We start from the raw sequence: 1,755 nt of genomic DNA, 5'->3' as shown, positions 1-1,755 counted from the left end.
TGGAAACCGGACCGGAGCGTCACGTCATGCTCTATGACATGCACCATATTATTTCGGATGGCGTCACGGAAGGAATTATCGTGCAGGAGTTCTCTCAATTGTATGAAGGCAAGGAACTGCCGCCACTGCGCATCCAGTACAAGGACTATGCGGTTTGGCAGCATGCCGATATGCAAAGTGAGCGTCTTCGTGAGCAGGAAAGCTACTGGCTGAACACGATGGCTGGTGACATTCCGGTGCTGGATATGCCTACGGATTTTGCAAGACCAGCCGTACAGCGTCTGGAAGGAGCGCGATTGGAATTTGCGATCAGCCTGGAGGACAGCGAACAGTTGAAACAGCTGGCCGCGCAAACCGGCTCCACCTTGTACATGGTATTGCTGGCCGCGTATAGCACGCTTTTGCATAAATATTCGGGACAGGAAGACATTATCGTCGGCACGCCGATTGCCGGAAGACCACATGCGGAACTGGAGAGCTTGGTAGGCGTATTCCTCAACACGCTGGCAATCCGCAATTATCCGTCTGGTGACAAAACGTTCCTAGACTACTTGCAAGAGGTCAAAGAGCATGCGCTCAGTGCTTACGAACATCAGGAATATCCTTTTGAAGAGCTGGTTGAAAAGCTGAATTTAACGCGGGATACGAGCCGGAATGCGCTGTTTGACACCATGTTTGAATTGAAAACATTTGAACAGCAGGAGTTCGAGCTGGAGGGACTGACCTTTAAGACGTATCCGACGGACAATCATACGGCCAAATTTGATCTGACCTTGGATGCCGTGGAGCAGCCGGAAGGCATTCTGTGCAGTCTGGAATACAGCACGGCGCTGTACAAGCCTGAGACCATTGCGCGCTTGGCACAGCATTTTACCGAACTTGTACGTGCGATTACTCTTCATCCGCAGCAATCACTGGCAGCTTTGGAAATGGTAACCGTCGAGGAAAAAGCACAAATCATCTACGGTTTTGGAGATGTGGGAGTATCGGATGTTACTGCTGAAGCAGGAGGCTTATTCCATACTTATGTGGAAGAACAGACCCAGCTTATACCAGATCATGTGGCGGTGGTGTACGAGGAACAACAACTGACGTACCGCACACTGAACGAGCGTGCGAACCAATTAGCCCGTAGATTGCGAAATGAAGGCATTGGCCGTGAATCGATTGTTGGCATCTTGAGTGAACGCTCGGTCGACATGCTGGTCGGCGTATTGGCGGTATGGAAAGCCGGAGGTGCATATGTACCGCTGGATGCAGACTATCCGTCTGAACGCATCCGCTTCATGCTGGAGGACAGTGGTGCTACGGTACTGTTGACCCAAACGGGCTTACAGGAGCGCGCGCAGGTCTGGCTGGATGAAAGCGAAGCAGTATCCGAACCCGCAACGGGACTGTGTCTGCATACTGTACTGGCGCTGGACGATGAGTCGCTGTACACCGGGGATGCCACGGACGTTGAACCTATTAATGAACCGAAGGATCTGGCGTATGTGATCTACACGTCGGGAACAACGGGACGTCCGAAGGGCGTCATGATCGAGCATCGCAGCTTGGTGAATACCGCCGCGGCGTATCGTCGGGATTATCGCCTGAACCAGTTCCCGGTACGTTTGCTGCAGCTGGCAAGCTTCTCCTTCGACGTGTTCGTCGGTGATATCGCGCGGACGCTTTATAACGGCGGCACAATGGTTATCTGTCCGAAAGACGACCGCATTGATCCGAGCCGTCTGTATGGCTGGATTCGCGACTATC

The 1,755-nt window shown here is 52.6% G+C and carries 1 protein-coding gene; it reads left to right on the top strand.

Features of this window, described 5'->3' with window-relative positions; all coding sequences use genetic code 11:
• Positions 1-1,755, top strand: a 1,755-nt coding sequence (locus ACWA2B_RS27790) for a non-ribosomal peptide synthetase (protein ID WP_449292867.1), incomplete at both ends; no start/stop codon positions are given.

The sequence above is a fragment of the Paenibacillus sp. CMM36 genome (assembly GCF_053570945.1).
The sequence above is the reverse complement of the archived record's forward strand: the minus strand, read 5'-3'. Positions and strand labels throughout refer to the sequence as shown.